The sequence below is a fragment of the Sulfurimonas sp. genome (assembly GCF_019429335.1).
Taxonomy (GTDB): domain Bacteria; phylum Campylobacterota; class Campylobacteria; order Campylobacterales; family Sulfurimonadaceae; genus Sulfurimonas.
In genome coordinates, this window is the sequence record NZ_JAHYJB010000027.1 from 1 (window position 1) to 26,085 (window position 26,085).

The 26,085-nt window shown below is 36.8% G+C and carries 32 protein-coding genes and 2 tRNA genes; 13 read left to right on the forward strand and 21 right to left on the reverse strand.

Annotated elements, in window-relative coordinates; all coding sequences use genetic code 11:
* Window positions 1-211 precede the first annotated feature (211 nt).
* From K0A91_RS08540 to K0A91_RS08555, 4 genes are all read right to left on the reverse strand, one after another.
* Entirely contained in the window at window positions 212-478 is a 267-nt protein-coding gene (locus K0A91_RS08540) for a hypothetical protein (protein ID WP_295009765.1), read from the reverse strand.
* A 61-nt stretch (window positions 479-539) separates the two neighbouring features.
* Entirely contained in the window at window positions 540-740 is a 201-nt protein-coding gene (locus K0A91_RS08545) for a hypothetical protein (protein WP_295009766.1), read from the reverse strand.
* A gap of 430 nt (window positions 741-1,170) precedes the next feature.
* The gene (locus K0A91_RS08550) at window positions 1,171-2,265 is read right to left on the reverse strand and encodes a site-specific integrase (RefSeq protein WP_295009767.1); all 1,095 of its coding nucleotides are present in this window, start codon (window positions 2,263-2,265) and stop codon (window positions 1,171-1,173) included.
* A 153-nt stretch (window positions 2,266-2,418) separates the two neighbouring features.
* Window positions 2,419-2,494 (reverse strand) — tRNA-Val (locus K0A91_RS08555).
* A 159-nt stretch (window positions 2,495-2,653) separates the two neighbouring features.
* On the opposite strand from K0A91_RS08555, the gene pckA reads away from it, so the two are divergent.
* On the forward strand, window positions 2,654-4,240 hold the full coding sequence (gene pckA / locus K0A91_RS08560) for a phosphoenolpyruvate carboxykinase (ATP) (RefSeq protein ID WP_295009768.1): 1,587 nt from the start codon (window positions 2,654-2,656) through the stop codon (window positions 4,238-4,240).
* A 59-nt stretch (window positions 4,241-4,299) separates the two neighbouring features.
* On the opposite strand, the gene K0A91_RS08565 is transcribed toward pckA, so the two are convergent.
* From K0A91_RS08565 to K0A91_RS08580, 4 genes are all read right to left on the reverse strand, one after another.
* Window positions 4,300-4,863 carry a DedA family protein gene (locus K0A91_RS08565; protein ID WP_295009769.1) on the reverse strand — a complete coding sequence of 188 codons (564 nt, stop codon included), beginning with the start codon at window positions 4,861-4,863 and terminating at the stop codon, window positions 4,300-4,302.
* A gap of 15 nt (window positions 4,864-4,878) precedes the next feature.
* A complete protein-coding gene (gene uvrB / locus K0A91_RS08570) occupies window positions 4,879-6,852 on the reverse strand; it encodes an excinuclease ABC subunit UvrB (protein ID WP_295009770.1) in 1,974 nt (657 codons plus the stop codon).
* 63 nt (window positions 6,853-6,915) lie between these two features.
* Window positions 6,916-7,638: a 2OG-Fe(II) oxygenase gene (locus K0A91_RS08575; protein ID WP_295009771.1), complete on the reverse strand. Its 723-nt coding sequence runs from the start codon at window positions 7,636-7,638 to the stop codon at window positions 6,916-6,918.
* Window position 7,639: 1 nt separating this feature from the next.
* The gene (locus K0A91_RS08580; RefSeq protein WP_295009772.1) at window positions 7,640-8,512 is read right to left on the reverse strand and encodes an SPASM domain-containing protein; all 873 of its coding nucleotides are present in this window, start codon (window positions 8,510-8,512) and stop codon (window positions 7,640-7,642) included.
* Between the two features lie 160 nt (window positions 8,513-8,672).
* On the opposite strand from K0A91_RS08580, the gene K0A91_RS08585 reads away from it, so the two are divergent.
* Window positions 8,673-8,804 carry a hypothetical protein gene (locus tag K0A91_RS08585; protein WP_295009773.1) on the forward strand — a complete coding sequence of 44 codons (132 nt, stop codon included), beginning with the start codon at window positions 8,673-8,675 and terminating at the stop codon, window positions 8,802-8,804.
* A gap of 76 nt (window positions 8,805-8,880) precedes the next feature.
* On the opposite strand, the gene K0A91_RS08590 is transcribed toward K0A91_RS08585, so the two are convergent.
* The 6 genes from K0A91_RS08590 to proB form a co-directional block, all read right to left on the reverse strand.
* Window positions 8,881-9,666 (reverse strand): CorA family divalent cation transporter, encoded by a 786-nt coding sequence (locus K0A91_RS08590; protein WP_295009774.1) that lies wholly within the window; start codon window positions 9,664-9,666, stop codon window positions 8,881-8,883.
* A gap of 9 nt (window positions 9,667-9,675) precedes the next feature.
* Window positions 9,676-11,115 (reverse strand): mechanosensitive ion channel domain-containing protein, encoded by a 1,440-nt coding sequence (locus tag K0A91_RS08595; RefSeq protein WP_295009775.1) that lies wholly within the window; start codon window positions 11,113-11,115, stop codon window positions 9,676-9,678.
* A gap of 31 nt (window positions 11,116-11,146) precedes the next feature.
* Window positions 11,147-12,181: a peptidase M42 gene (locus tag K0A91_RS08600; RefSeq protein WP_295009776.1), complete on the reverse strand. Its 1,035-nt coding sequence runs from the start codon at window positions 12,179-12,181 to the stop codon at window positions 11,147-11,149.
* On the reverse strand, window positions 12,181-13,113 hold the full coding sequence (rimK, locus tag K0A91_RS08605; RefSeq protein ID WP_295009777.1) for a 30S ribosomal protein S6--L-glutamate ligase: 933 nt from the start codon (window positions 13,111-13,113) through the stop codon (window positions 12,181-12,183). Before rimK ends, K0A91_RS08600 begins: the two co-directional genes overlap by 1 nt.
* Before the next feature lie 17 nt (window positions 13,114-13,130).
* Entirely contained in the window at window positions 13,131-13,556 is a 426-nt protein-coding gene (locus tag K0A91_RS08610; RefSeq protein WP_295009794.1) for a RimK/LysX family protein, read from the reverse strand.
* Window positions 13,557-13,730: 174 nt separating this feature from the next.
* Window positions 13,731-14,510 carry a glutamate 5-kinase gene (gene proB / locus K0A91_RS08615; RefSeq protein WP_295009778.1) on the reverse strand — a complete coding sequence of 260 codons (780 nt, stop codon included), beginning with the start codon at window positions 14,508-14,510 and terminating at the stop codon, window positions 13,731-13,733.
* A gap of 229 nt (window positions 14,511-14,739) precedes the next feature.
* Between proB and K0A91_RS08620 the strand changes: the two genes are divergently transcribed.
* The 4 genes from K0A91_RS08620 to K0A91_RS08635 all read left to right on the forward strand — a co-directional run bounded on the left by K0A91_RS08620 (window position 14,740) and on the right by K0A91_RS08635 (window position 15,972).
* Window positions 14,740-14,967, forward strand: coding sequence for a hypothetical protein (locus tag K0A91_RS08620; RefSeq protein ID WP_295009779.1), 228 nt, complete (start codon window positions 14,740-14,742; stop codon window positions 14,965-14,967).
* A 4-nt stretch (window positions 14,968-14,971) separates the two neighbouring features.
* Complete coding sequence (locus K0A91_RS08625) at window positions 14,972-15,190, forward strand: hypothetical protein (protein ID WP_295009780.1); 219 nt, start codon at window positions 14,972-14,974, stop codon at window positions 15,188-15,190.
* Window positions 15,191-15,255: 65 nt separating this feature from the next.
* A tRNA-Arg gene (locus K0A91_RS08630) sits at window positions 15,256-15,332 on the forward strand.
* 472 nt (window positions 15,333-15,804) lie between these two features.
* Window positions 15,805-15,972, forward strand: a complete 168-nt coding sequence (locus tag K0A91_RS08635) for a hypothetical protein (RefSeq protein ID WP_295009781.1) — start codon at window positions 15,805-15,807, stop codon at window positions 15,970-15,972.
* A 221-nt stretch (window positions 15,973-16,193) separates the two neighbouring features.
* Here the strand turns inward: K0A91_RS08635 and K0A91_RS08640 are convergent, their stop codons facing one another.
* Entirely contained in the window at window positions 16,194-16,889 is a 696-nt protein-coding gene (locus tag K0A91_RS08640) for a hypothetical protein (RefSeq protein ID WP_295009782.1), read from the reverse strand.
* Window positions 16,890-17,169: 280 nt separating this feature from the next.
* On the opposite strand from K0A91_RS08640, the gene K0A91_RS08645 reads away from it, so the two are divergent.
* From K0A91_RS08645 to K0A91_RS08665, 5 genes are all read left to right on the forward strand, one after another.
* Entirely contained in the window at window positions 17,170-17,367 is a 198-nt protein-coding gene (locus K0A91_RS08645) for a helix-turn-helix domain-containing protein (RefSeq protein WP_137014434.1), read from the forward strand.
* On the forward strand, window positions 17,357-18,097 hold the full coding sequence (locus K0A91_RS08650) for a hypothetical protein (protein WP_295009783.1): 741 nt from the start codon (window positions 17,357-17,359) through the stop codon (window positions 18,095-18,097). Before K0A91_RS08645 ends, K0A91_RS08650 begins: the two co-directional genes overlap by 11 nt.
* Entirely contained in the window at window positions 18,090-18,554 is a 465-nt protein-coding gene (locus tag K0A91_RS08655) for a hypothetical protein (protein ID WP_295009784.1), read from the forward strand. Before K0A91_RS08650 ends, K0A91_RS08655 begins: the two co-directional genes overlap by 8 nt.
* A gap of 1 nt (window position 18,555) precedes the next feature.
* Window positions 18,556-19,035, forward strand: coding sequence for a hypothetical protein (locus K0A91_RS08660; RefSeq protein WP_295009785.1), 480 nt, complete (start codon window positions 18,556-18,558; stop codon window positions 19,033-19,035).
* A 173-nt stretch (window positions 19,036-19,208) separates the two neighbouring features.
* Window positions 19,209-19,865, forward strand: coding sequence for a hypothetical protein (locus tag K0A91_RS08665; RefSeq protein WP_295009786.1), 657 nt, complete (start codon window positions 19,209-19,211; stop codon window positions 19,863-19,865).
* An 18-nt stretch (window positions 19,866-19,883) separates the two neighbouring features.
* Here the strand turns inward: K0A91_RS08665 and K0A91_RS08670 are convergent, their stop codons facing one another.
* Window positions 19,884-21,095 (reverse strand): type II toxin-antitoxin system HipA family toxin, encoded by a 1,212-nt coding sequence (locus K0A91_RS08670; protein WP_295009787.1) that lies wholly within the window; start codon window positions 21,093-21,095, stop codon window positions 19,884-19,886.
* On the reverse strand, window positions 21,092-21,370 hold the full coding sequence (locus K0A91_RS08675; RefSeq protein WP_295009788.1) for a helix-turn-helix transcriptional regulator: 279 nt from the start codon (window positions 21,368-21,370) through the stop codon (window positions 21,092-21,094). Before K0A91_RS08675 ends, K0A91_RS08670 begins: the two co-directional genes overlap by 4 nt.
* Window positions 21,371-22,016: 646 nt before the next feature.
* Here K0A91_RS08675 and K0A91_RS08680 point away from each other — a divergent pair.
* Window positions 22,017-22,805, forward strand: a complete 789-nt coding sequence (locus K0A91_RS08680) for a hypothetical protein (RefSeq protein ID WP_295009789.1) — start codon at window positions 22,017-22,019, stop codon at window positions 22,803-22,805.
* Window positions 22,806-22,844: 39 nt separating this feature from the next.
* On the opposite strand, the gene K0A91_RS08685 is transcribed toward K0A91_RS08680, so the two are convergent.
* Window positions 22,845-23,105 (reverse strand): hypothetical protein, encoded by a 261-nt coding sequence (locus tag K0A91_RS08685; protein WP_295009790.1) that lies wholly within the window; start codon window positions 23,103-23,105, stop codon window positions 22,845-22,847.
* Window positions 23,105-23,689: a ParA family protein gene (locus K0A91_RS08690; RefSeq protein ID WP_295009791.1), complete on the reverse strand. Its 585-nt coding sequence runs from the start codon at window positions 23,687-23,689 to the stop codon at window positions 23,105-23,107. Before K0A91_RS08690 ends, K0A91_RS08685 begins: the two co-directional genes overlap by 1 nt.
* A 134-nt stretch (window positions 23,690-23,823) precedes the next feature.
* On the opposite strand from K0A91_RS08690, the gene K0A91_RS08695 reads away from it, so the two are divergent.
* Window positions 23,824-25,200: an SEC-C domain-containing protein gene (locus K0A91_RS08695; RefSeq protein ID WP_295009792.1), complete on the forward strand. Its 1,377-nt coding sequence runs from the start codon at window positions 23,824-23,826 to the stop codon at window positions 25,198-25,200.
* Between the two features lie 52 nt (window positions 25,201-25,252).
* Here the strand turns inward: K0A91_RS08695 and K0A91_RS08700 are convergent, their stop codons facing one another.
* Both K0A91_RS08700 and K0A91_RS08705 read right to left on the reverse strand, forming a co-directional pair.
* Window positions 25,253-25,600: a hypothetical protein gene (locus K0A91_RS08700; protein ID WP_295009793.1), complete on the reverse strand. Its 348-nt coding sequence runs from the start codon at window positions 25,598-25,600 to the stop codon at window positions 25,253-25,255.
* Window positions 25,597-25,947: a hypothetical protein gene (locus tag K0A91_RS08705; RefSeq protein WP_137014410.1), complete on the reverse strand. Its 351-nt coding sequence runs from the start codon at window positions 25,945-25,947 to the stop codon at window positions 25,597-25,599. The genes K0A91_RS08700 and K0A91_RS08705 overlap by 4 nt, the downstream gene beginning before the upstream one ends.
* Window positions 25,948-26,085 lie beyond the last annotated feature (138 nt).

Sequence of the window (26,085 nt, forward strand, 5' to 3'; positions counted from 1 at the left end):
ATTAAACTTAAGTGTCGGTTTTTACTCCAAAGTGTCCGAATCATTTCCGACACCACTGTCCGATTAGAACCGACATCACTGTCCGAACTCAACCGACATTAGTGTCCGATTTGAACCGTTTTTTGCACTCAGTTGTAAAATAGTCGCTGATTGTAGCATATTGCGAATAATTTTACTAAATTTTTGTTTCTCATCAATGTTGTACAAAAAATCAATTTATACCATCCTCTTCCATGAAGTATCTTACAAACTTCGTACGCAGCAAAAAAAGCAAAAGCATTGAGACCATAGAGACTGCCGCCAGCTGCCAGATAGCATCGTTAAACGCAAAATGATGACTAAGTATCCCGACCATAAAAAATCCTACTCCAAACCAGATAAGCACAAAGCTCATCACAAAAGCCTCAAATATTATAAGCACTAAGCCTATAGTCATAAGGATTATTGGTGAAATAGCCTCAATAATTGTTATTCCCATTGTTTACCCCTTTAAAAAAAGCCTCTTCAAGTATGCTCATAGAGCCTACAAATTTTTCGTTTTATCTAAGCGCGCTATAAAATATGCCAAGCACATCTTTTACTTGCTGAATCGGTTCCAAGAGAGTAGTCACAAAATAATCCAGCAGCATTACCTCTACAACCGTTGAAAACAATCCAAGCGCCATGTTAAATACTACCGCTACCACAATCCACGTCTCGGTTGTTTTTGAATATGTGCCGTTTGCTGTCATTAAACTCATCTTTTATCCTTTGCTACCGTATTGGTAAATTTTTTAAGATAAAGAGATTATAAGATGGGGATACGAAGATAGTATTTCGTTTATAAATTTTTAATATTACATGTTGGAAATATAGAGGAGGTAAAAGTGCTTCATGCTTGAATTGGTGCGTTTATTTAATACCATAATTTTCACTTTAGGCCATAATACAAATTGACTGATTAAAAGTTTGTCAACTTTACAGGGTTGGGGAGGAGAGAAGGGCGTTCTAGTGGACTATATTGATGCGCAAGAAAAACAGGGACTTATTTCTGATGCCATGAGCTTTAACATATAGACTATATCATTGACTTAAGTTCAAAAGCTGATGAAGCTTCGTTAGAACTTTTTGGTAGTAAATAAGAGAAGCAATAGTCAGAATCTTTGAAACCAAGGAGTCTGATATAAATATTTATTTTTTGATAATTCCTAAATATGAATCTACAGCTTGTTTAGCCATGAGCTCTTTTTGATTTGAATATCTTTGCGTCGTTGTAATTTTTGAGTGCCCTAGTGCTCTTGAAATGCTCTCAAGAGGTACATTATTATTTACAAGTGTAAAGCCTAGTAGATGTCTAAAATCATGTATTGTCATTTCTTCTATTCCTACATTTTTTCTGATGCGGTTCCACACACGAATCGGAAATGTAAAAAATGGCTTTTTTGTCTTAGGGTTGATAAAGATAAAATCTTCTTCTTTTTTCTCCAAATACTCAAAATGCCTGATTAGTTCTTCATCAAGTGGAAAGATAAGATTTTTTCTCACTTTTGATTGAGAGTCTCTGATAATGTAAGTTTTATTTTCAACATTAACATCAGACCACTTCATGCCCAAAACTTCCCCCGCTCTTCTCCCCCTCAGCAAAAACATAAACATAATTCTATATTCATTATTTGCAATATTCATAATCTCTTCAAAGAGGGCTTTTAACTTTTCATCCGGTAAATTAAAATATTTGTTTGGATCATACTCCGGGAACTTCAATCCTTTGATTTGATTTTTAGTAATGATACCTTTTTCAATTGCATCATTGAAGATTGGAGAAAAGCAAGTTTTTACAGTCTCTATAAAGCTTGGTTTGTTTCCTCTCTTAACCATAACATTGATTACTTTTTGAAAATCTTCTTTTGTAATCTGTTTAAGCTTTTTTGTTTTTAGAGAGTGGGATATATGAGTGTGGTAAAACGATTTATAGACAACTATTTTTTTAGTAGACAATAAAGAGCCGCTACTTTTAAAATTCATATATTCATTAAAATATGAATCAAGAGTTGGATTGTCTTCTGCTCTTATTGAATCACCGGCTTTTATTTTTTGTATAAGTTCATTTCTTTTTTGAAAGGCTATAGAGGGGTTTGTTCTAATTGCATCATTAGAGTACCCGACTATCTGTTGTGTGTCTATAACACCGGCTATCTTGATCCTGGCGATGTAGGTTTTTACTTTGGTTTGTGCATCTTCTTTGTAGTAGATACCTGCAAATTTTGTTTTAATTAGATCAGACATATTTAAAACCCCTCGCTTGAAGAAATCTTACCCCACTTTTTACCCCACTTTTTTATCAGTAATAGGTAGTAAATGGATATATTAAAATTGTAACAAGTAAAACATAGGGGAAGCTGAAAGTGCCTAAAATAAGTAATTAGTAGTAATAAATGATGGTGCTCACAACTGGACTCGAACCAGTGACTTTTACCTTGTCGAGGTAACACTCTACCAACTGAGTTATGCGAGCAAGAGCGTAATTCTAGCAAAAAATTCTTAAATTAATTTGTGTTTTTGATGTTATGGAAAAGTTATTTAAAAAAGTAATTGATGTAAGATATTTACTTTTATTTTAGGTTTATTAAGTGTATAATTTCGTCCATATTTAAAAAGTACCATAAGGCAAATTATGAACTTAACCGAGTTAGAAGAAATAGGTCTAAAGAATGTTGGAAAAATCTATCATAATCTTGGTTATGATGAGCTAATCCGCCATGAAATTGACAACAAAGAGTGTACTCTTACCAAAAATGGGGCAACTGCCGTAGATACAGGCGTATTTACAGGACGCAGCCCAAAAGATAAATATTTTGTAGATAGAGATCCTTCAAACAAATATATTGCGTGGGGCGACGTAAATCAAAAAGTAAGCGAAGAAATTTTCAAAGAACTTCTGGAGGTTTCAAGAGAGCAACTCTCAGGCAAAGATCTGTATGTGACAGACGTCCACAGCGGAGCAAGCGTAGATTCTAAGCGCTCAATCCGTTTCATAACGGAGATAGCATGGCAGGCGCATTTTGTTAAAAATATGTTTATCCGCCCGACTGAGTCGGAACTTGAGATTTTCAAACCTCAATTTACAGTATTAAACGCTTGCAAAGCAGTAAATGACAAATGGAAAGAACATGGACTTAACTCTGAAGTGTTTGTTCTATTTGATATAGAGAATAATCTCTCAATTATAGGCGGTACTTGGTACGGCGGCGAGTTGAAAAAGGGAATCTTTTCAATGATGAACTACTGGTTGCCACTAGAAAACAAGCTTCCTATGCACTGCTCTGCAAATGTTGGTCAAAGAGGCGATACAGCCCTATTTTTTGGACTTAGCGGAACCGGAAAAACAACACTCTCAACAGATCCTAACAGAAAGCTTATCGGTGACGATGAGCACGGATGGGATGACAAGGGTGTGTTTAACTTTGAGGGCGGATGTTACGCCAAGGTTATAAATCTAAACGGCGAAAATGAGCCTGAGATATATAACGCCATAAAGTCGGGCGCTCTGCTTGAGAACGTTGTCTTAAATGATGACGGCGAAGTCGATTACGACGACGGAAGCAAGACCGAAAACACCCGTGTTTCTTACTCAATAGAACATATAAAAAACCACGAAGTTTCTCTAAATGCAGGTCATCCTGAAAATATAATCTTCCTAAGCGCAGACGCTTTTGGCGTTCTTCCTCCTGTCTCAAAACTTACGCGTGAACAAGCAATGTACTACTTCTTAAGCGGTTATACTGCAAAAGTTGCAGGAACTGAGCGCGGTATTACTGAGCCGGTTGCAACATTCAGCGCATGTTTTGGAGAGGCTTTCTTGCCGCTCCACCCGACGGTGTATGCCAAGCTCTTAGGTGAGAAAATCGATAAGCACGGCGTAAATGTCTACCTTGTCAACACAGGCTGGACTGGTGGAGCTTATGGCATAGGCAAAAGAATGAGCATCAGAGATACGCGCGCTTGCATAAATGCGATACTAGACGGAAGTATTAAAAATAGCGAGTTTAAGGTAACTAGAACATTTAAACTCCATGTCCCAAAAACTCTTGGAAATATTAATCCTGAGATATTAAACCCTCGCAATGCGTGGAGTGATAAAGAAGCGTTTGATAGAACCAGAGATACTTTGGCTAAGATGTTTAATGAAAATTTTAAAAAGTATCAAGTAGACAATAGCGAGTTTGACTACTCAGCTGCAGGACCAAAAATAGAGAGTTAAATCTCTCTATCAGTTCCTTCGTTTTCTAAAGAAGCTAATTCTTACGCTTTCTAAAGAAGCTAATTCTTACGCTTTGTGGCATGTGTCATATAGAGCCACAAGGCTCCGCCAAGTACGACTAAAACAATAGGCGCGATCCAAGGTTTTTGGCTAATAGTTTCTGCAATGTTCATCAAAAAACTTCCTGAATAGTAACTTCCAAGTCCAAAAACAAGAGCCCAAACTCCAGCACTTAAAACATTTAAAATAGCAAATTTTTTAAAGTCATATTTTGTTAAACCAATGGCGATTGGTATAAGCGTTTTTATTCCGTAAACAAATTTTTGGATTAGTATTATCCATGAGCCGTTTTTTCTCATCATTATGTGGGCAAGAGCGAGTTTTCTTCTATGTTTTTTCAGCCCATTCATCATCATGCTTTTTTGGTATCTTGCCATATAAAAGAGTAGAAAATCTCCGAGCGCGTTTGCGACAAAAGCAATAAGAATAGATGTGGTCAAATCCATTTTGCCAATAAACGACAAAACTCCAGCCGCGATAATCGCCACAAATCCTCCGCCTAGTGAGTAGAGAAAAAGTCCTATGTATCCATAGGTTGCGAGGTTGCTAAATGTATCTTCCATTATTTGCATGCTTCCTTATAGTTTTTTAATTTTTGTTATTTCATCACGAAGGCGAGCAGCCTCTTCAAAGTTTAGCTCACGAGCTGCTTCTTTCATTCTCAACGAGAGCTCTTTTATCATTGCTTTTCTCTCTGATGCCGGTATTTTATCCATTTTTTTGTGCTTTTGGTAAATAGCGCCGTAATCCTCTACTTTAAGATTTTCATCTAGTTTGCGGATGGTAGTAGTAGGCGTAATATTGTGAATTTTATTGTATTTATCCTGCATCTCTCTTCTGGCGTTTGTTATGTCAATCGCCTTTTGCATAGAGTTTGTAATCTTGTTTGCGTACAATATAACTCTGCCGTTTGAGTTTCTAGCCCCTCGGCCGATTGTCTGGATAAGAGCCGTTTCGCTTCTTAAAAACCCCTCTTTGTCCGCGTCTAAGATGGCTACTAGGCTTACCTCTGGCAAATCGAGCCCTTCACGCAGGAGATTTATCCCGATTAGAACGTCAAACTCGCCCTGACGCAGCGAGCGGATTATTTGGTTTCTCTCTATTGTATCTATCTCTGAGTGCATGTACTCTACTCTTATGCCCAAGTCCGCAAGATATTTGGTAAGAGCTTCTGCCATCTTTTTTGTAAGAACGGTTATTAAAATACGCTCATTTTTTACTATAACTTTTTTTATCTCATCATGAATATCTTCTACCTGATTTGTAGATGGTTTTATCTCCAAAACAGGGTCAAGAAGTCCGGTAGGGCGTATAATCTGCTTTGCAATGACGCTTGACATCTCAAGTTCATAAATAGATGGCGTTGCAGAGACAAAAAGATAGTGGGGAGCTTTGTTTATATACTCATCAGCTTTTAGAGGTCTGTTGTCAAGCGCACTCGGCAGACGAAAACCGTACTCCACCAAAACCTCTTTTCTGGCTCTGTCTCCCGCGTACATGCCACGGTATTGCGGAAGTGAAACGTGTGATTCATCAACAATTACAAGATACTCTTTATGTCGCAGAGCAAAGTAATCAAGCAGAGTATAGGGCGCTTCTCCCGGTTTCTTGTCTGTAAGCAGTCTTGAGTAGTTCTCAACCCCTTTGCACATTCCTGTAGTTTGAAGCATTTCAAGGTCGAACTCCACCCTCTGTTTTAGGCGCTGATACTCAACAAGTTTGCCCTCTTTTTGAAAGTATGCAAGTCTCTCATCAAGCTCCTCTTCTATGCGTTTTATGGCAACTGCCATCTTCTCTTGGCTTACGCTAAACTGCGAGGTTGCGTAGATAGTAAATTGTTTATGCTCTTCAAGTTTTTTATTGTCTATTACATCAAAGGTATAGATGGCTTCTATCTCGTCACCGAAAAACTCTATGCGGATGGCTTCCTGTTCAAAGTAGGGCGGAAATACATCTAGAGTCTCGCCGTTTACGCGTATATGTCCGCTGTCAAAGTAGGTGTCGTTTCGACTGTACCCCATTTCGACAAGACGAAGCAGAAGCTTTTTTTGTGCAATTGTGTCGCCGATGGCAATGGACTGCACCATATTTTCATACTCCTGCGGGTCTCCCAAACCGTAGTTTGCAGAGACTGAAGCTACAACTATGACGTCATCATAGCTGAGAAGATTTGCAGTTGAGGAGAGGCGAAGACGCTCAAGCTCGTCGTTTATGGCGCTGTCTTTTTCAATAAAGAGGTCTTGACGCGGGATGTAAGCCTCGGGCTGATAGTAGTCGTAGTAGGAGACGAAATACTCTACATGGTTGTTTGGAAAAAATTGTCTAAACTCAGAGTAGAGCTGAGCAGCAAGAGTTTTGTTGTGCGTCATTATGATGGTCGGCATCTGCACTTTTTCTATGACGCTTGCCATTGTGTAGGTCTTGCCGCTTCCCGTAACGCCCTCAAGGGCTTGGTAACGGTTCCCTTTTAGGATGGAATCGCTTAGGGTTTTAATGGCTGTAGGCTGGTCGCCGGCAGGCGAATAATCTGAATAAACTTTAAATTTTGACATGTAGAATTATAACTGATTTGACGTTATTATTTGAAAATAGAGTGATGGCTTATTTAGCTATTATCAGTCTATGATAGCGTTGTGCCACTGCACAAGAGTCAGCCTGTAACCATTTTCTACATGTAGAACTTCATGGCTGTATATCGGGTTGCTTGGAAAGACCACCATATCTCCAGCCCGAGGATAGAGCTTGATCTGTTTGCCGTTGACATCAAAGAGATAGTTAAAAATCAGTTCTCCGCCGCTAAAGCTGTAATCTTCGCTGCTGTGCATTTTGTGTGAAGTTGTAAAAAGAACGGTTGTAAGTTTGCGCATTGGGGCTACTTGTATAAAACCTACCGTTTTACCATCTGCATCCACCAGCTCATTTGAGTCATCCGCATGTTTAATATAAAACGACCCTTTTGTGTACTCCAGCGCCTGCAACGCGGTTGATGTAGTGAGTGCGACGCTAAAGAAGCGCTCAATAAGCGGCTGAAAAGATTTAAAATTCTCATCATACATTCTAACATGTAGGTCCGAGAGTTTATGGATAACGGTCTTTCTGATGCTCTCATCAACACTTGGGTTTACAATACTTCCCAAAACCCTTGTCTTTACCTTGGCTTTTTCGCCCTCCGAGGTGTTATAGGCATACTCTGATATATCGTAACATGTAGATTTTGAGAAAAAATCTTTGATGATTAAATAGGGATAATCGTAGTATTGGTTTGTCATAAGGCGCGTCTCTAGCTCCAGAGAGGCGATAGAGTCATCACAAAAGATGTGGTTGCTTATCTGTTGCATATTAACACTTTGCAAACCTCTCTTTGTAGCTGCATTTTTTGCAGAGCTCTTCAGCCGCCTTGAAATTTTTAAAACCCTCTACTATATCCTGTGCTCTCCTTGAATTTAGTATCTCTTCAAGTGTGCTTTCGTGTAGATTGCCGAGGTTGATAACGCCGTCCCCGTCTAAACAGCACGGCACAACAGTTGCGTTTGCGAGTATGCCGAAGTGTGATGTCAGACCATGGCATGTTCCATCACTGTTGTGTGAAGAGGCAATGGCAGGCCACTCAAAGTATCTATCAAAATTCAGCAGCACTTTTGGAGCCAAGCGGATTGACTTAATCTTCTCTCTATAAATCTCATCCGCACCAATATCGCACTTAAAAAAAGAGCCAAGCTTTTGAAACAGCATCTTATTGTAGTCTGCTTCACTGCAGATTTCATCAAGATTCCAAAGCCGGAGATTTATAAACGGTTTAGGGTAGTGCTCTATTTTTTGTGCACATGTGTCTAAAACAGAGTTTATATACTCCTTAAAGCTCATGTTTATGCTGTTCTTATTGAAGCTGTTAAGAGAGATGTTTAGCTGGCGGACTGCTCTATGAAAGAGTGTTTGTAGTGGAGTTTTGCCAAGATAGTAGCCACTTGTTGTAAGCTCAACATCAAATCCATATTTATATGCAATATCAAGATACTCTTTAAGATTTGAGAGTGTCAGAGGGTCGCCCATAATGTGAAAAGCAAGAGTTTTTGTGTATGGTTGAAGTTGCACGAGCGTCTCTTCAAAAAATGATATCGACATCGTTTTTGAAGGATTTATTTTTGGAGGGCAGAAACTGCATGCAAGTCCGCAGATATTTGTGACTTCAATATAAACCCGATGAAACTGCATGTAGCCCCTTAAATAGTTCTGTAACTCTAGCATAAAATAAATTAAATCTTAAAACTAACATGTAATTAAAAAGCGATAAGAAAGCTAAAAGTTAAATCGGATAAAATTACTCCGATTTAAAAATTTAGAGCGTAACGCGTTCTTACCAAAGGAAACCAAAATGAAAAACATCATTTTATTAATCGCATTGACACTAGGTGCTCTTCAAGCAGACAACGTAGTTCACTACGATACAAAAGAGGCTCAAGCTCCCATTAGTAAGCCTAACCACCCCTCAACAGATATTTATTAATTTAAATATCTAAAATTTTATTTCTCCTTCTAAAATAGGCCCCTCAGCCTATTTTAGTGACACACTCCAAAATTCCCTAGATTTTTCTTTTCATAAAATAGATAGCCGTAAGAGTTATAACCGATAAACACGCCATTAGTATCAAAACGCTGTTTGTTCCCGATAATCCATCTGAAAAAGGCAAGCCGCTGGTGTTCATGCCAAAAAAGCCTACTATCAGATTTAGAGGCAAAAATATAGCTGAAATAATAGTAAGGGCAAAAATCGAGCGGTTTATTCTCTCGTTTGTCTGGGTTGTGTAAAACTTGTAGATATAGTCAAGTTTTGAGAGCTGCAGCGAGGCGGAGCGCAGAGTTCTCTCAAGATGCTCATGTAAATCCAGATAGTGATTTAGAGGAAAGTTTTGACTTTTTTCATAATACTCAATGGCTCTGTCCATCGTTGAAGATGAGTGTATCAGTAGCCTCTCGATTTTTATGATATTGCGCTTAAGCTCAAGCCACTGGTTCATAAAGGACTTTTTTGCTTTGTTAAGGTAGAGCGTCTCCTCCATATCTACGATTAAATCCAGATAGCCATCAAATGACTTGAGCAAATCATCTATCATGCCATCTAAGATTTTATACGGCGCCTCAAAACGGCTACCGAGTTTCTCAAAAGTATCTTTCTCTCTGTCGTAGAGATAACTCTCATCGGGCGTTATGATAAAACCAACCGAGGTTATTTCGAGTTTTTGATGAATGACGGGCACTCTTAAAATTAACATCTCATATGCATCATTCTCATCAAAGACCGCAGGATGTGACTTGTTTCGCAAATCTTCCAAGTGAAGGTTGTCTACTAGGGAGTGAATGTTAATCATGACGTTTTCCTATTTTAAACTTGAATAAAATTCAATTCCATCTTTTTGTAATCTGCTGACTATCTTTTGGCTAAGTTGAGATTTTAGTTCCATTATCTGATGGTAAGGAGCTACATACCAGATATAGAGCGTAAAGCAGGGCTCTTTTGCGTCGGGTATAAAATGGATACGTGGTCTGAACTCGCGAGCGCGCATATCATAGAGTTTTCTTAGACTTAAAAACTGTTTTGCCGCAACTTCCATGTATCTCTCCGTCACCTCAAGCGTAACTTCGACAACTGCCTCTTCAATCTTTTTTGTGTCAGCCGTAAAAGGAATACGAAACTCCACTAAGTCATACAAGGTTTTCATTTTGTCATGGGTATAGTTATAGACATAGTTTGTAACAAAGAGGTTGTTTGGTATAAATATAGTTCTTCCTGCACATTTAAGCTGTGTTGACGTTGTATTGTTAATACTTTCATAAAGCGTAACCTGAAAGAGCGAGATGTCAATAACTTCGCCTATTATTTGGTTGTTGTTAATCTGCATTAAAATTCTGTCACCGACGTTTATAAAGTTACCAAATGAGAGATGGAACCATGTTGCAACACTTTGGAGATACTCTTTCATGCTGATTGTCATGGCCGCTGCAATTACACCGATAAGCGTTGCGGCATAGACAATATTGCTGATATTAAATGTAACTATCATCATAAGAATGATAAGAAAAAAAGATATATTCATAACTCTCTTTACTCTAAAGAGCCTGTCTTCATCATCTATTTTTTGGGCAACAAAATATTTTATGATGTGAAAAAAGATAAACAGAATGATTAAAATAGCAATTTTAATCATATGTACGGGCAACTGTGTCTGCTTGTAGGCTTCAATCTCGTTTAGATAGCTCTGTTTTGTACGTCTTAAAACATCCTCTTTATTCTCAAGAAGCCCTCTGGCGCTTATAAAAAAATCGAGCGCTTTTTTGAGCTGATACTCTTTTTGTAAATCTTTTGGCTCTTGTTCACCAACGCCAATAAGCTCTTTTTCCAGAAATAGAACGGCCTCGTCATACTCCTGCTGTAAGAAATTCAATCTCTGGGTTTGTATGTTGAACTTGCTTTTTTGGCCCGTAAAGAGATACTCCAAGATGGTTATATCTTTAACAGTGTCGCCTATTGTTATCTTCTCGAGCATGCCATCAAAAGATTGAGGCAGCTCATCGAGGATTTTCTTTTTGCTTGTCTGAAGTTGCAGCATCTGCGAGAGTTCTATCTTTTTTTTGCTGCTCGCGTTTCTTATTGCTCTCTCTAATAAATTAATCTCATCATCAAGAGCTTGCGCTTTTAGCATATTGCTGTAAACCTGTAGCCAGCTGTTTTTCTCTTTGTCAAAATATGTAAATTCTTCGGCACCAAAAAGCAGTGAGGAAAAAAGCAAGTTGACAATAAAAGCGGCTATTTTTTTCATGTTCTGCCTTGTAAACTAATTTAAAATATCGTTAAATATCAATATACACTTTTTGTAAAACCTTAATCATGCTCTCAACTGATTTTTTAGTTGTTGTTTCATGAACCGTGTGGTATCCAATGGTCGGTATCTGCAGAGTCGTTCCCTGAATCTCGCCTTTTGTCGCGTGAATAAGTCTTCCGAGCTCTGTTGTTCCAAGTGACCTTATTGTGCCGTTTTTGTTCATTTTGTTTTTTAGATAGCTGTCTTTGAAGTCGTACTTTATCTTCTCTTTTATTGCTATTTTTTTTATTTTCTCTTTTAGAGGCGACCTGAACACGGCATTTGAGTCTCTGTTTCTCATGACTATATCTATGTTTCTAATCTCTTCTAGCGTTGAGTAGGGGCTTGTGTCAAGAACAAGCAGCTTGTCTGTTTTGATATTAAATCTTCTAAACCATTCAAGCAAAAATCTCCAGCTTCTTCCAGCCTCTTCTGAAGCCGTAAAAAAAGCAGTTCCTTTATATCCGATAGCGTACATGTAGATAATAATTGCTATGCTTATTACATTGTCGAGTTGTGCTGAGATAAGGTCGTCTTTTATCTCTAGTTTGTCGGTAAATGCTATTGGCATACCGGGAAAAAGATAGTCAAAACCGTCTATTTTAAAAATAATATTTTTTCTTCTCTCGCACAAAAAAGCATCTTTGATAGAGCCAAGCCCGATGTATGTTCCCGACCACGGCTCATACGCCTGAACTTTTTCATCTATGAATCTTGCAGTAAAGTTGTGTAGAAGCTGCTCTGAGCTTGAATCTCCGGTTAAGTCCGCTTTATTTTTAGCAATAAACGCAGCATATTGAAACTCGTTGTGCCCTGTACATATAAGCCCGTGCCTATCGGCATGTGCTGAGATATAGCCAGCCTCTGGATTGCTCCCTTTTGCTACAAGTACGCCGTCATAATACTCTACCTTGACACCAAGTTCTTCAAGCTCTCTTTTTATAAACATAAAAAACGGATGTTCAGCACCGACTACACTAGGGATGCGGATAAGCTGTTTTAATATATCGTAAAAAAGTTCCATTATGCCCCGATACTGTCTTTTTTGATTTTTCTTTTTTTTGAGTTTGTTTCAGATTTTGGAGTAACCTTTTTTGCAATATACTCCATTATTTTTCCGGCAATATCTATTTTTGTAGACTTCTCAATTCCCTCTAATCCTGGCGAGGAGTTTACCTCCATAACAAGTGGCCCGCGTGAAGATTGAATCATATCGACACCGCATACTCCAAGCCCCATCGCTCTTGCAGCGGCAAGCGCAGTCGCTTTCTCTTTTCTTGTAAGTTTATGCGCGCTGGCACTTCCGCCTTGGTGAAGATTTGATCTAAAATCTCCCTCTGCACCCTGCCTTTTCATGGCGCCAACAATCTCTCCGCCGACTATTAAAACTCTTATATCCGCTCCGCCCGCCTCTTCAATATACTCTTGAACAAGGAGGTTGACATCCATTCCGTAAAACGCGTCCAATACGGACTTTGCCGCCTTTTCGCTGTCAACCAGAACAACACCAACGCCCTGTGTCCCTTCTAGTATTTTGAGCACAAGCGGTGCACCGCCGCTTAGCGCTATAACATCCTTGGCGCTTGATTTATTGGAGGCAAAAACGGTCTTGGGCATATCGACACCATTTTTGGAAAGTATCTGAAGACTTCTTAGTTTGTCCCTGCTTCTTTTTATTGCCAAAGAGCCTGTAGATGTAAAGACATCCATCATTTCAAAGTGCCTTACCATGGCTGTTCCGTAAAAAGTTCTGCTTGCGCCTATTCTCGGTATTATCGCATCTGGCTTTGTTAGCTCTTCGCCCAAATAGTTGATTTTTAGCTCATCTTTCATAATTTCGATGCTGCATTTTAGGTAGTCTATGACCCTCGCTTCCCATCCTCTTGCCTCAGCAGCTTCAACCAATCTTTTAGTTGAATACAGCTCTTTGTTTCTTGATAATATGTAAATTCTCATCTATCTCTTCTTTTTACTTATTTTGCTTGTTTTGTGAGATATTCTTGTGAAACATCAACTAAAAATTTTTTTGTTAAAAACTTTTTTCCTATGAGCATTGGATATTTCATATCCGAGCGGTTTGCCAAAGAGATAACCGTATTGTAGTTTTTGCCAAAAAAATTGACAGTAACTCTTATTGAAGGCCTACTCTGAATCTCTCCGTTTGAACTTTTGATTTTTTTCATCTGATAAAGAGGCACTGCCATTTTTTTTCCATGATAAGCGGCATGGACTTTGTCAAGCAGCTTAAAATGCACAATATTATTATCATCAACAAATATATCATCGCAATGCAGAGCATTTGTGTCTGCGCCTGTGTCAACCTTTGCATCAAGATCATATAGTTGCAAATCAGGAATCGATATAATCTCTACTGTACCGATAATTTTCTTGTTCATTATTGAGTATGTCCGATTTTTAGGTAAATTATAGCATATATAAGAGATAAAAAATGCTAAAAAATATGGCATCTTTAATTTTTTTTAAGTAAATTATTTTTTATTTGTAGAGGGCAAATATGACGATGATTGTGACCATGTGGAAAAATTTCCACACAGACGTAAGTTTAGTGAGGATTATGACTGGTTTTTATTTATCTTTGGCTCAAATAGAGTCCCAAGTTCATGCTTGTCTCTTAAAAGGAATGATTCTGCTGCGTCAAGGTCAAACCCGTTGCATAAAAACATCTTTCTTCCGCGACTAATCAAAAAATCTGCAGCTTTTAGTTTGGTTACAATGCCGCCTGTTGCAAATTCGTTGTTTGGAGTAGAGGTGTCTACGAGCACACTTTGAGGCAACTCATTTACGCTCTTATAAAGTTTGGCATCCTTAAACTCCTGCGGATTTTTATTATAATAGCCGTCAATATCGCTTAGAATTACTAACAGCTCAGCACCTACGGCATGGGCAACATGTGCTGAGAGCTGGTCATTATCGCCAAAAAGCTGCTCAGGTGTGGATGTTATGTCATTTTCGTTAATAATAGGCAGAATGTTGTTTTCCAGATGGGCGTCTATAATCTCCTGAAACATCTTAGTTCGTTTTCTTGAGTCAAAATCATCTTCAGTTAGCAGTATCTGTGCAGTTGGAATATCATAAATATCAAACTTCTTTTTATATGCGGTCATTAAAATTGGCTGTCCTGCGGCTGCAAGAGCTTTCTTGCCTATCTGTTTTCTTTTATCAAGCTTTAGTGTGGAGTATCCAGCCGCAACCGCCCCCGAAGTAACAAGTACAACATCATACCTTCTTTTAAGCATGGCTATAAGCGACACCAGGTTTAGCATACGCTCCTTTGCAATATTATTGTCTTGTGTCAAAACTGCCGTTCCAACTTTGATTACAACTCTTTTCATTAATCTCCTTTATTTTTTTGAGTACACAACCGTCTGTTTGTGTGCCACATTTATATTTTTTAAGATAACTAAAGCTACTGTGTGCTTATTGTATCTAGTTATACATTTTGTTTTTATTATAATAATTATTTCAGTTGATATGGATAAAAGTTTCTTTAAAATAAGAGAGCCAATCCAAATAGATAAATTATGATAGAATTATGCATATATAACGTGTATAGGATTGTTTATGCAAAATCAAACACCTTTGAGTAAATTGAATGATAAAGTATCGGCTATTGTTGAGCAGTACAATTCATCTAAAGAAGAGAACGAAGCGCTTAGATTAGAGATAGTGAAGCTAAAAGTTGAAAACGAAGCTAAAAATCATGAGATTGAAAAGCTGAGTGAACAAAATGCCCTTAAAGATTCAGAGATAGAGGCAATTGTGGAAAAATTAGAAAGTATACTGGTTTAGATTTATGAGCAGAAAACTTGGACTAAATATAGGCGGTCGACGTTTTGATGTTGATGTTGATGAGAAATTTGCCGTTTTTTTAGAAGAGCAGATGCGAAAAGATTTTAACATTGAGGGCAATAATGATTTAAAAGTATTGCTTCATGCTTATGTTCGCAAAAACCATGATTTATATCTGCAGGAGCAGAAGATAGAGGAAATCGCAAAAAAACTAGAAATTTAAGAGAAAATTTATTCTTGTATAAGCTAACAGTGATATAATTTCGGTCTCTTAAATAGAGAACATATGCGTTCGTAGCTCAGCTGGATAGAGCACTGGTTTGCGGTACCAGCGGTCAGGGATTCGAATTCCTTCGGGCGCACCATTACTAAACTACCTAAAATGGACTCTTTTAAAGAGATTTGCAAAGTAGATAAATCGTTTAAGTTTTGCACTTATCCCACTTTAAGTCCCACTTTTTAAAAAAAATAAATTGCTTTTTATTGACATGTTTAATAAAAATCTATATAATCATTTTGTTCCATAAAAAAATCTAATTAAAAGAGAATAAAAAAGACCAAGTCAAGTTGTTTGAAGCAAAAAACTAGGTTATTAAGCATAGACAGAAAACGGAAACACAAGCTTTAATAAGTTGAACATTGATCTCTTGCAATGTGTGGTTTCCAAGCAAACTAAAATTATAAAGTTCACAGTAAGTATGTACAAGAGTTTACATAGAACTAAAAAAAAGTGCACTGCTTATCTAATTGCTTTTTATAGATAAGACAAATTTTTTACTGATTTGTAAACAGAAAAAATTGTTACTTTAACAACATGTTGATATAAATTTAAACAATATGTTTCAAAGAGTTGACAAGATTTTAGCGAGAATAAGTGCTAAAATCGATTTGTTTTTAGAAGGACATGAGGTTTCTGAGGTAGACAGAAAAATTCTACTTAAACTTGCAAAATCTTTAGATAGATTTTCAGATGCGATACTAACGATAACAGGAGGTGCATCATGACAAATAATAAAGGTTTTAACATTCGTTAATTACGAACAATATTTACTGTAAAGCACGCAAATGTATGAATAAGGTGGGAATATCAAGCATGACACTCATCTTAGATAAGATAAGAATAAAATTGGCTTAAATTTTATGGTTTATCCAGATTAGTAAGCCTTAACGAAAATAAGTGATTAATAATATCAGATGAGTATACTTAGAAGTTCAGTATACTCATGCTATTTCAGAAGTTCTTTTTGTAAGAGTTCACACAATTCTTCTTTGTTACTTCCCCTCTCCAGCTTCAATTCTAGTTTTTCAATAATTTGTGCATTATGTTGATTGATAACATCGTTGTAGGAATTTTTAAAGAGTTTAAAATCATCGGTGTTGATGTATTCTTCTGGTGTTAATGTTCTAAGGTATATTTCTGCAGTGATAATTTTAGATAGCTTTGCGAGTTCATTGTTTCGAAATTGCTGATGAAATTTTTCTTGAACCATTTTTAATATCTCATCCTCGATATGTTTAAAAGTGATCTCCTTGTCGATATCATCTAAAAACTCTTCACTATGTGTGGATGATGAATACTCTTTTTCATTATAAGAATTAAAAATCTCATTTGCAGGTCTTCGTTGTGTGATTTTGTTCTTCGCCCTTTTTTGCATTTTAAAATTGTGTTGGTTTCTTCTCTTTATTAGATTAGATTGAGATTGGGATTGCTCTAGTATTATATAAGGAAACAATTGAGGAAAAAGTTTGAGAGTGTTTTCTAAAAATTGATCTATTTTTTCTAATTCATTATCTTCTAGCCCATTAATATTGGTCATTTTTTCTAGTGTTTCAGGCGTAAATTTTAAAATACCTAATTTATTCAGTATTTCAGTATTCTCAGTTGCTTCTAATTCTATAAAATTATAAAAAATATTTATCACTTTTGACCCTTCTAAAAATTTTTTGTTACTAGATCAGAGAAGCCAATCTAATATTTTCTGTAGTGATATATTAGCACAAAAGCACATCTTGCGTAAAAACTGTAAAATTACAGCCAGTATTAAATAGATATTGGCTCTTTAACACAATTTAATAATAATGTCAAGTACAGTATCGTCAACTTTGACAGTCCCTATATTCCCTCAAAACACCCTGAGCGCTACAATAACGACATCAATTGATAATTCAAAGGCGCCTTAAAACACTTAAAGGACAAACAAGATGAAAGAGAACCAAAAGCGATGGTTAACACCTGTTGAATTTGAAGAGGAATTTGCTATTTGTGTTGAAACACAAAAAAAGATGCGAAGTGAAAAAAGAATACCATATAGCAAAATTGGACGGAAATTTGTTAGATATGATAGATTGAAAATTGATCAGTGGTTCGAAGAGCACGAGGTAGTAGGTTATGAACAATAATTTGAAGCATAAACATTGGTTTCCTCACCCCGCCAACCTAAGAAATGAAAGAAGAATGAAGCGAGCAATGAAAGATTTACCTGGTGGAGTTGGTTATGGTGTAACAGTACTGATGATGGAAGTTTTGCGAAATGAACCAGAGTTTAAGTACCCAATGAAAGATTTGGATCTGTTGGCATCAGAGTTTGAAATAAGTTTACCAATATTGCAAACTGTCATTGCAAGTTATGGTTTTTTTGAACTTTTTACAACCGATGATGGAGAAATGTTTGTATCCCCATTATTAAATGGTTTAATGGTGCCTTATATTGAAAAACAGAAGAAGAATCAGATTGCTGGGCAAATATCTGCAAAAAAAAGAAAATTAAAGCAGGAACAACAACTTTTAGAATTGAGTCAATTACACTCAGTTCAAGACATGTTAAACAGTTCCGAGACACATGTTGCACATAATAGACAACAAGAGACTAAAGTAAAAGAGAATAAATCTCTCTGGTTGCATGATTTTCAGTTTTTCAAAAATTTAATTGTGAATGCGTACAAAGATCAAATTGTATGTTACGGTGCTTTGGATTTTAAAACCAGCACAGGGATAAAAGTCACTACACAAGGCTATCTGTTTAATACACATTCTATGCAAGATTTGTCACCTGATGAAGCCAAAAAAGCTTGGAAGTGGATGTTTGAAAATCAAGATAAATTGTGTGAAATTGAGGTGCAGGATGAGTGAGTCTTTGATAGAACAATTTACAAAGATGAATAGAGAAGTTCAAAACCAAAAACTTAGACTTTTTGCACGAGTGGACACGAGTACAAAGCTAAAAATTTTGGAACATCAAAAACAGCTTTTTCACAAGCTCAGGAGTTCTTATAGCAATGTTGAAAATGCAATACTAACGTTAGTTAGCTTGATTTTGGCGATTGATGATGTTTTAAAAGAGCTTGATACCGTAAATCTTAATGTAATCAAGCTAAAAAATAAAAGCGTCAGACAAAAAGCAAAAAGAGACAGGCTGTTCGGATACTGGGCTGTTATTCGTACCTTAAGGTTAGAGCAAAATCTGAGTTTTAGACAAATTACACAGTACCTCAAAAAGTACCACAAATTAGAGGTCGCACACTCCACGCTTTATAAATTCTGGAGTGAGCTAGAAACCATAAAAAATGAAGCTAAAGGAGAAAATTAATATGGATGAATTAATCAAAAGAGATGATACAAATATGCCGGAGCCTACTGTTGTGGCACTTAACAATCATATGGAAATAGGCATACTAAGAGGCTTTGAGATTGATGTCAAAAACACTAAAAAATATATGAGAAATGTCCTTTTTATAGTAGGCAATGAGGTTATTACAGATAATTTTGCAGACACGATTTTGTTGAAAGAGGAGTTAAAGCTTTTTGATAAAGGCGATGAGCAAAACACATTTTTTAAAGTTGTACAAAGAGAGTTAAACGGTAAAAAGGTGATTAGCTTGGAGCTTTCTTTGGACGATGGTAAAAAAATCTATATCTCAAAATCCGAAGCAAAAGCTATTGTTGATATCTGGAATATGGCGATGCAGGGATATTCGTTTGCAAGGATCCTAGAGTATGAAAACACTCAGACGCTAGAGAGTTGGACAGACATAATCCATCAAAGCGGTTTATTAAAACTTGGAAAATAGTTATGGTCTTATATATTTTTATCTTTGTTGCACTCCTTATTTACCTCTTTTTGAAATACAGAAAAATAGATACTGAGTCAATTAAAAAGAGGGATGCACCTATAAAAACTTGTACTAACAAGGCGGATTCTCCGCCTCACAAACACTATGTTTTAGTGGGTGATAAAAGTCCCATGAAATACTATTTTTACCCTATTTATATATTTCACTCAAAAGAGTCTCTTGAGCTATATAAAAATATTATCGTTGCGTACGCGATGATCGAGGAGCCGTTTCACACGACTTTTGTCCATATTTTGCTTTTTTTGGATAAAAATGATGATAGTATTAAGAGCAACCGCACGCAAGAATTTAAGCTTAAGATTCGCAATAGTGGCGAGAAAGGGAGTGCTTATCTGGTTTACTCAATAAAAGAGCTGATTTTTAAAACATTGCTGAGAGTTTTTAATGAGTTCAATGGTAGTTATGGAAAATACTTCTTGCAAGCACTTCTTCTGGCGACGGCTTTTGTACACCTGCAAAAGATGAGACAGTGGCAGTATTTGAGTAGCGAAGACGAAGACGAAGTTGAACAATGTATCTTGATTGCAAAATCTTTTATGAAAAATGAGAGTCGGCAAAGAACACATGTTTTTGAAATGATTAAAAAAATAAAAGAGTATGATGAAGAGTTCTCTTCTATCAACTTTTATTTTGAGAGCGCAAAACGCTTTGCGCAAGAGTACCCTTATGTTGAACATCACTATCATGAGCAAAAGTTATTGCCTAGCTTTAGCACGATAACGCCTTCTCGAAAATCTCTTTATGCACTAAAAGATTTTGGTGTTTGAGAGAGCTTGTAGAGGATTTTAAACCTCTACAAACTGACCATAAATCTCATCCGTATATTTTTGCGGTAATTGCACATCAGACGCATACTTTTTAAAGTTTGACACAACACTATAAATCTTATCGATGATACTTTTATACTCTTTAATTCCATGCTTTTTCGCAAGCTCTTCAAGATGTTTTTTCGCTAGCTCTCTTCCCTCGCCAAGATAAGTTGTACTATGTTCTCCACCTGGACCAAAAGAGAATGTCAAATCATACGCAGGTGCAAATCTCCAATTATTGTTTTCATTTAAAAGATAAGAGAAGTTTTTGGCATGATCATCACGGTTATGTGTGAGCAGATTAAATACCGCTAATCTATACACCTTTAACACTTCGCTCATATCTTTTGTAAGATGAAGAGTAAGTTTTAAAATGTCGTCATAGTCAATACTTGGCAATCTAAAATCGCTATGAACTAACCCTGCTAATGAGTGGATATGAACTCTCTTATCACCGTTTCTATCGAATCTCTTGATGGCGAAATAGCTATTTTCTTTACCTTGAAGCAGTTTTGTTTCGCTTATATCTACACCCGCATCTTTTGCCATAAGAGAGTAGATATACTCTAATTTCCCAATATGTGGGCTATCTGTACTTCCTGCAAATTTGACCATATAGTGCTCAAATCCATCCACAAGAGGTTGATTTGATGGGAGCAAGTGAGCATCTTTATTTAGCTGCACCATGATTTTCGGTCTTGCACCCGCACTTGAACCGTTGTTTGCTATGAGAGTTTCGATATTTTTGGCACTTACACCTTTTAAAATCTCTTGTGAGGATATAGCCAGCTCATCCAAGTTGATCATCTTTTTGGCATTCACGCTTTGTATAAGCGGCTCATAGCTTAATGCACCTGTGCCAAACTCACCTATCATCATAAGTCTATCAAGAGATGAAATCTGAGCAAAATTGACCCCTTGACTCATAAGCTGTCTGTCAATCAGCAGCTTTCCCCACCCATCTGGCAATGAATCCGCAAAAACTCCAAACAATCCATCAAATATTCTCTCATCACACACTTTTACACCTGTGCTAAGAGGCAGTTTGTATGGTGAGAGTTCAATCCCTGTTTTTAAAAAGTTACCATCATATTCAAAATATATCTGCCTCTCTTTCAAAGCAAGTCGCCCGACTTTGAGTTTTTGAGATTGTGTGTGCAAATAAACATTGACAACTTTGATGCTCATTTTAACTTCCCTCTCTTTTTTAAAGGCTTCTCTTTTGTTTGAAGTAACTCATCTAAAGAGCTAAAGGAGTTCTCTTTGGTTTTTGTGATATTCATAAAATCATCAAGACAACCTAAAACGACAGAGAGTTTTAAGAGTGACTCTAAAGAGATCTGTGAGCTGTTTTCAAACCTCTTTAGACTCCCGAGACTCACTCCGCTTTTGCTTGCCAAGCCCTCTTGCGTTAGGTTTAACGCAAGTCTTTTTTGCTTGAAGTTTTCTGCTAAGTGTTGCATTACCGATTGGGGCGTGTTTATATTTATAGATAACATATTAACCTCAAATAAACTATAGTGATATTATAGCTAATATTTGATATATTAAACATTAGCTATCGTCAATATAACTGTTTGAGCAAAAACCATCGATTGAACTATAAAAAAAGTGTTTTTTAGGATGTTTCAAAACTGTATTTTTGAGTGTTTTTTACAAATTTTATTAAAACAGCACTAATTCCCATCTTTTGGAGATTTAAAAATCACTCTCTTTCAAAAAGGAAACCGTAAAAAACATTCGCACCTCTTAGAAAAAGTCAAAACCTTAATCGAACAAATTTCTATGCTAAAGTTTGTCATTAAATTTATGACACATGAAATTAATCGTTGGAGCTCAATATGCCCAAGGGTATATGTACCATCGTAACTAAAAGAGCTAAAACAGATGCAAGTTTTATAAAACAAATGCAGATTGACTAAACAAACTTTGCCTCAGATAGCGGCTAAATCTATCAAAAGATAAAACAAAAAAGGATAAAGCATTAGAGGAAGCGTCTATTACCAAAGTTCACAATTAGCTAAACAGATATTTGAAGCCGGAGCTAAAAAAGAGGATAGAATCAATCCAAGCCATCCCCATTTTCAAAAGGTCGCCTCTTTTAAAACAATGGAGAGCTATAGAGCTATTTGGAACAACTTTTTTAACTATCTTTTAGAACACTGGAATATAAAAGATTTTGAAAAGATATCTGCCGAACATATAGCGGCTTACATGGACTACAAGATAGAGTACTACCCATCTAAACAGTACTTAGAAAAAATCAGTGCCGCATTAGGCAAACTTGAAACTGCACTCAAACATTTTGCAAAAAATATCCATGGAGCCCAAAAAGAGTATGACTTCTCCATTAGACAAACCATTTTAGATGAAGCAAGAGATTTAAAATATGTTGTCAACAACTATCATAACCGCGCATATAATAACCCGACACTTTTAATCTCAAATCTTCAAGATTCATTTCACAAACTAGCAGCCAAAATCCAACATGAGGGCGGAGCTAGAATTGAAGGTGTTGCGCTTATAAAGAGTGAACAGCTTTTAGGAACAAAGCAAGACGCTATCACAAACACTCAAAAAGGGACACTTTTCACAAAAGAAAAAGGGGGCAAAGAGGGCGAGGTTTTAGTAACACTTGACACTTACAATGAACTTCAAAGCCATCTCTCTCAAAATCCAAAATTTAAAATCAATCGTCAAGCATATTATGAAGATATCAAGCAAGCAGCACTTCTCTCAAATGAAGTCCCTGAAGCTTCTCATGGGCTTAGATGGAACTTTGCAAAAAGAAGAATGTTTGAGTATGCGCAAGCAGGTTATAGCTATGAAGAGTCACTGCAACAGGTAAGTTATGAGATGAAGCATAATCGGGCGAGTATTACTTTGCACTATTTATAGTTACATTATTATATTTAAATACAAGAGAAATAAACAGAATTATTCATTCATCTTTATAATGCCTTTTTGAATAAGCAGCATCTTTATGACACTTCCTGCTGAGCGAAACTCACTTTTGGCGTATGTTTCAAGCTCTTTTTTTTGAGAAGGGGTGAGGGCAATGGTTATGGAGGCGGTGGACTGTTCTGCTTTTACTTTACTCCCTTTTGGGCGACCCTGTTTTTTTTGAAGATCTAGGTGTGTTTTAGTCGGTGTTGTTGTCTCTTCGGTTATGAGTTTGTCAAATTTTGCACGAGCCATTAGTTATACTCCTCGATTTTTTTCATTAAATCTTGCATTACAGAGGATATCTTTTTGTAGGTGTGCTGTTTGAGTCCGCCACTCTTGGCAAGTTCTATGATGCTTACTCCATCATTTTCGGCAGTTTGCAGTGCTCTTGTATGTGGAATGGCAAAACAGTCTATCTCCTCTTGTGTATGCTCTGCCAAAAAACTAACAGCATCCTCGATATCACTCTCTTTGATGTAGCCATTCACCACAAACAAAACGGGAAGCTCCAAATCTTTTACACGGTTGTAGCTTTGCAGGGTTGTTCCTAAAGAGTTGATGGTTGGATTAAACGGTAAAAGTATAAGAGTCGCGTTTTTAGCAATACTCTCAAGACGAATATCATCAAACCCTCCAAAGTCATAAACGACATCCCCGCTTTCAATCTCTGGTGCTTGTGCATCAAGTGCGATTTTTATTACTCTGTCATCAAGTGTTTTTGTGAGCATACCGTATGGGTCAAGTTCTATGATGGTTGTGTCAAAATGAAGAGCTATCTGCGTAGCAAGCATCGATTTGCCAACACCACCTTTTTGATTATATATGATAATTTGCATTTTATTACCTTGGGTATAAATGAAGTTAATATAATACACTTTTAATTATTTAATTACAAGATAATTAATGATTTTTTTATAAACGAGATTTTAAAGTAGAATTTCGTATAATAACCTCTAAAAAAGATTCCAACATGCAACAACCCAAAAAAATTACCGCACATACACTCAAGCGTATTGAAAAAACCCTAAACAAGATCAACTCTCCTATGGGAGTCTTTGAGCTCTTTTTTACACTCTTAGGCTCAATGGCACTAGAGGAGCGGTTTGTGCCAACCAATATCATTAACACTCTTTTTCAAAATGCCATATTTAATTCAGACGATGAAGCCGGAGAAGTCATCAACGAAATAATGAACTTTAGCAATGATATCAGCTTTACTCTGATGAAGTTTGATGAGGACAACTTTAAAAACAGAGATATTCAAACACTGAGCAAAAACCTTTGCAAAATAGTTGTCGGCAAACTCACTCTTGAATCACTCAGAGAGAGATATGTCCCGTCTATCGTTGCTCCTCTTTATAACTCTTTTGAAGTTAAAGGATATGATGTAGATGACTTTAAAAAACTCATTCACTCTATACATGCTGAGTATAAAGAGTTTGAGGGGCTAAGTGAAGATATTGCAGGAGTGATATCGATGCTCTCTTTGTGTAACACAAAAGAGTTTACAAAGATACTCTCAGAAGATGGCGAAACACTCGATGGATTTTTAGACTATTTTGTGCAACATGCTATACCGACTTACGCAACACTTGATTCACTTAGAAAACTGGAGTATTTAGAAGAGCAGAACTTTGAAAAGGCAAAGAGAAACGATCCATGTCCATGCGGCAGCGGTAAAAAGTATAAAAAGTGCTGTATGAATAAAAGCAAAAATCCTCTAAGCACTCTTGCTCCGTATAAGCTGCTCTACAAGCCAAAACTCTCAAAAGATGAAGTGAGAAATTACTACAGCTGCTATAATAAACTTCTTACCTTTGCATACGACAAATATGCAAAAACTAATAAGCGTCCTAAAAAAGATTCTATTTTTAATGTTAAGGAGAATGGTACCTACTTTTGCGATATGGATCTTATGCAAAGCGGTGAGATATTCGACATTAGAGACTATTTTGCCTCGCATCCAAAAATTATCGATGAGTACTTAACTAAAGAGCAAAACTTTTTAAGTGAACTTGAACTAAAGACGATAAAAAACTTTAAAAATATCCTCTACGACCAATTTATCATTATGGAGCGCATCAACAACTCCGAAGTGCTTGCGTGGAATGTCCAAAACAAAAAAATATATCTGGTTTACGGGCTTTATGACCCTATTGCCGAGGTCGTTCAAGAGTTGCCTTGTATCGCCTCTTTAATACTTTTAGAGTATGAAGAGAGAATAGTTTTTGATGGTTTGATGGGCGTGAACCGTGTTGAGATTGGGAATAATATGCTACTAGATATGATTGAGGAGTGTCGGGAGCTTAGAGACGCAAATGGGGTAGTTTTGAGGATTGGGGAGTAAAAAATTCCGCCCAACTCTCATAAAAAAGAAGAAAGTTGGGATTTAAAAAATTTTACTCTTTAGGATAGACCGTCGCAGTTAGTGTTGTTTTATATACTGTTCCTACAAATGCGTATGTCCAGGACTCTTTAATCTTTACATCTGTCAAGTAGCCGTTGCCTGCTTGAGCTTTTAGCAGTTGGTAAGCTTTCTCATGACGATCATTTATGTCAATGGGTATAAAAAGCAGCAACTGAAATCCACTTGCGGAAGCACTTATCTCTCTACCTTTGTCTTTTGAGCCCTCATATACTTTTGGATCAGGAGTTTCAATATAGATTGGGGTTCCCGAGCAGCCTATGATAAAAAAACCAAATATGCCTAAAGAAGCAATTGCAACTATTTTTCTTATATATTTCATTCTTTTATCTCCCTTATCGCATCACCTTTGATTGTCACATCTTTGCTTGTGCCAATGATCCACCATAACCAATCTTCTTGATAAGTTACATTAACAAGCCCTGTAGCTCCAGGAACACTCTTTAGTGCATTGTCGTATGCCCTCTCGGTTCTTGAATTTAAACCCATCGGGATAAAATAGTACGCTGTGCCAAGTACTCCCAAAGAGCCGCTTGCACTTCCCTCCGCTTTTCCTAAAACTTCATATTTTTTTGGCTGCTTCGGTGCAATAGTTACATTGTGCGATGAACAACCAGACAGTATCAAGAGTGTTGCTGCTGCCGCTAGCGGCAAAACTATTTTTCTCATTTTGTATCTTCCTGCAAAAAACGGTTCAAATCGGACACTAATGTCGGTTGAGTTCGGACAGTGATGTCGGTTCTAATCGGACAGTGGTGTCGGAAATGATTCGGACACTTTGGAGTAAAAACCGACACTTAAGTTTAA

Excerpts from the sequence above, each read along its gene's own strand:
- K0A91_RS08540 (WP_295009765.1), bottom strand. The coding sequence starts at position 478 with ATGGGAATAACAATTATTGAGGCTATTTCACCAATAATCCTTATGACT.
- K0A91_RS08545 (WP_295009766.1), bottom strand. The coding sequence starts at position 740 with ATGAGTTTAATGACAGCAAACGGCACATATTCAAAAACAACCGAGACG.
- K0A91_RS08550 (WP_295009767.1), bottom strand. The coding sequence starts at position 2,265 with ATGTCTGATCTAATTAAAACAAAATTTGCAGGTATCTACTACAAAGAA.
- pckA (WP_295009768.1), top strand. The coding sequence starts at position 2,654 with ATGAACTTAACCGAGTTAGAAGAAATAGGTCTAAAGAATGTTGGAAAA.
- K0A91_RS08565 (WP_295009769.1), bottom strand. The coding sequence starts at position 4,863 with ATGGAAGATACATTTAGCAACCTCGCAACCTATGGATACATAGGACTT.
- uvrB (WP_295009770.1), bottom strand. The coding sequence starts at position 6,852 with ATGTCAAAATTTAAAGTTTATTCAGATTATTCGCCTGCCGGCGACCAG.
- K0A91_RS08575 (WP_295009771.1), bottom strand. The coding sequence starts at position 7,638 with ATGCAACAGATAAGCAACCACATCTTTTGTGATGACTCTATCGCCTCT.
- K0A91_RS08580 (WP_295009772.1), bottom strand. The coding sequence starts at position 8,512 with ATGCAGTTTCATCGGGTTTATATTGAAGTCACAAATATCTGCGGACTT.
- K0A91_RS08585 (WP_295009773.1), top strand. The coding sequence starts at position 8,673 with ATGAAAAACATCATTTTATTAATCGCATTGACACTAGGTGCTCTTCAA.
- K0A91_RS08590 (WP_295009774.1), bottom strand. The coding sequence starts at position 9,666 with ATGATTAACATTCACTCCCTAGTAGACAACCTTCACTTGGAAGATTTG.
- K0A91_RS08595 (WP_295009775.1), bottom strand. The coding sequence starts at position 11,115 with ATGAAAAAAATAGCCGCTTTTATTGTCAACTTGCTTTTTTCCTCACTG.
- K0A91_RS08600 (WP_295009776.1), bottom strand. The coding sequence starts at position 12,181 with ATGGAACTTTTTTACGATATATTAAAACAGCTTATCCGCATCCCTAGT.
- rimK (WP_295009777.1), bottom strand. The coding sequence starts at position 13,113 with ATGAGAATTTACATATTATCAAGAAACAAAGAGCTGTATTCAACTAAA.
- proB (WP_295009778.1), bottom strand. The coding sequence starts at position 14,510 with ATGAAAAGAGTTGTAATCAAAGTTGGAACGGCAGTTTTGACACAAGAC.
- K0A91_RS08620 (WP_295009779.1), top strand. The coding sequence starts at position 14,740 with ATGCAAAATCAAACACCTTTGAGTAAATTGAATGATAAAGTATCGGCT.
- K0A91_RS08625 (WP_295009780.1), top strand. The coding sequence starts at position 14,972 with ATGAGCAGAAAACTTGGACTAAATATAGGCGGTCGACGTTTTGATGTT.
- K0A91_RS08635 (WP_295009781.1), top strand. The coding sequence starts at position 15,805 with ATGTTTCAAAGAGTTGACAAGATTTTAGCGAGAATAAGTGCTAAAATC.
- K0A91_RS08645 (WP_137014434.1), top strand. The coding sequence starts at position 17,170 with ATGAAAGAGAACCAAAAGCGATGGTTAACACCTGTTGAATTTGAAGAG.
- K0A91_RS08650 (WP_295009783.1), top strand. The coding sequence starts at position 17,357 with ATGAACAATAATTTGAAGCATAAACATTGGTTTCCTCACCCCGCCAAC.
- K0A91_RS08655 (WP_295009784.1), top strand. The coding sequence starts at position 18,090 with ATGAGTGAGTCTTTGATAGAACAATTTACAAAGATGAATAGAGAAGTT.
- K0A91_RS08660 (WP_295009785.1), top strand. The coding sequence starts at position 18,556 with ATGGATGAATTAATCAAAAGAGATGATACAAATATGCCGGAGCCTACT.
- K0A91_RS08665 (WP_295009786.1), top strand. The coding sequence starts at position 19,209 with ATGAAATACTATTTTTACCCTATTTATATATTTCACTCAAAAGAGTCT.
- K0A91_RS08670 (WP_295009787.1), bottom strand. The coding sequence starts at position 21,095 with ATGAGCATCAAAGTTGTCAATGTTTATTTGCACACACAATCTCAAAAA.
- K0A91_RS08675 (WP_295009788.1), bottom strand. The coding sequence starts at position 21,370 with ATGCAACACTTAGCAGAAAACTTCAAGCAAAAAAGACTTGCGTTAAAC.
- K0A91_RS08680 (WP_295009789.1), top strand. The coding sequence starts at position 22,017 with ATGGAGAGCTATAGAGCTATTTGGAACAACTTTTTTAACTATCTTTTA.
- K0A91_RS08685 (WP_295009790.1), bottom strand. The coding sequence starts at position 23,105 with ATGGCTCGTGCAAAATTTGACAAACTCATAACCGAAGAGACAACAACA.
- K0A91_RS08690 (WP_295009791.1), bottom strand. The coding sequence starts at position 23,689 with ATGCAAATTATCATATATAATCAAAAAGGTGGTGTTGGCAAATCGATG.
- K0A91_RS08695 (WP_295009792.1), top strand. The coding sequence starts at position 23,824 with ATGCAACAACCCAAAAAAATTACCGCACATACACTCAAGCGTATTGAA.
- K0A91_RS08700 (WP_295009793.1), bottom strand. The coding sequence starts at position 25,600 with ATGAAATATATAAGAAAAATAGTTGCAATTGCTTCTTTAGGCATATTT.
- K0A91_RS08705 (WP_137014410.1), bottom strand. The coding sequence starts at position 25,947 with ATGAGAAAAATAGTTTTGCCGCTAGCGGCAGCAGCAACACTCTTGATA.